A 1,195-nucleotide genomic window follows, 5' to 3' on the forward strand; every position below is an offset into this window, starting at 1 on the left:
GAGCGCTATTGCAGGTCGCGGAACGCTTCCTGCAACCGCTCGACCGCCTCGACCACGGTGGCGCGCGGCGTCGCGAGGTTGAAGCGCAGGAAGCCGGCGCCGCCTGCACCGAAGCTGGGGCCGTGGTTCACCGCGATCTTCGCCTGCTTTTCGACCCGGGCGGTGCATTCCGCCTGCTCCATGCCGGTCCCCGCGCAGTCGACCCAGGCGAGATAGGTTGCCTCGAGCGGCATCGAGCGCAGCCCCGGAATCGCGTTGACGCCATCGTCGAACAACTTCCTGTTGCCGTCGATATAGGTCACGAGCCGGTCGACCCAGGCGGCTCCTTCGGGGCTGTAGGCGGCCGTCGCCATCGCCATGCCGAAGGAGTTCGGAGAGATGCCGTGCGCGTTCATCCGCGCCCGGAAGCGCTCGCGCAGCTTCTCGTCGGGGATGATGACATTGCCGATATGGGCGCCGGCGATGTTGAAGGTCTTGGTCGTCGCCGTCATCATCACCAGGCGGTCGATGATATCCGGCGCCGCAAGCGGCATCACCATGTGCCTGTGCCCCGGCATGACCAGGTCGTGGTGGATCTCGTCGGAGACGAGGATCAGGTCATGGCGCTTGCAGAAATCGGCGATCTCGCGCAGCTCGCCCGCCGTCCAGACGCGCCCGCCCGGGTTATGCGGCGAGCACAGGATCAGCATCCGCTCGCGGCCTATCATCTGTGCATCCCAGGCGGCGATGTCGAGGACATAGCGCCCCTCCTCGACCGCGAGCTTGCACTCCACGACCTCGCGCCCGGCCGAGCGGACGATGCGGGCAAAGGCGTGGTAGACCGGCGTCATCAGCACGACGCCGTCACCCGGCGCGGTGAAGGCATCGACGCAGAGCGCCGTGCCGTTGACCAGGCCATGCGTCGTGAAGATCGACTCGGCCGCCACCTCCCAGCCATGGCGGGTCTTCATCCACCAGCGGATCGCGTCGCTATTGGTGCGATCGTCGCCGAAATAGCCGTAGACGCCGTGGGTCGCCATGCGCTCGACCGCCTGCTGGACGCAGGCCGGCGGCCGGAAATCCATGTCGGCCACCCACATGGCGATGCCGTCGGAGGCCGACACGCCATAGTTCTTCTCCATCGTGTCCCATTTGGCGGAATGGGTTCCGCGGCGGTCGATCAGCTCGTCGAAATCCGGCGTTCTAAACATTGATG

Annotated in this window: 1 protein-coding gene; it reads right to left on the minus strand. The window is 66.4% G+C overall.

What is annotated here, in order from left to right:
- Positions 1–5: 5 nt before the first annotated feature.
- On the minus strand, positions 6–1,190 hold the full coding sequence (locus ACIPIA_RS16680) for a MalY/PatB family protein (protein ID WP_400511089.1): 1,185 nt from the start codon (positions 1,188–1,190) through the stop codon (positions 6–8).
- Positions 1,191–1,195 lie beyond the last annotated feature (5 nt).

The sequence above is a fragment of the Allobosea sp. CER48 genome (genome assembly GCF_044752385.1).
In the GTDB taxonomy this organism is placed as follows: Bacteria; Pseudomonadota; Alphaproteobacteria; order Rhizobiales; family Beijerinckiaceae; genus Allobosea.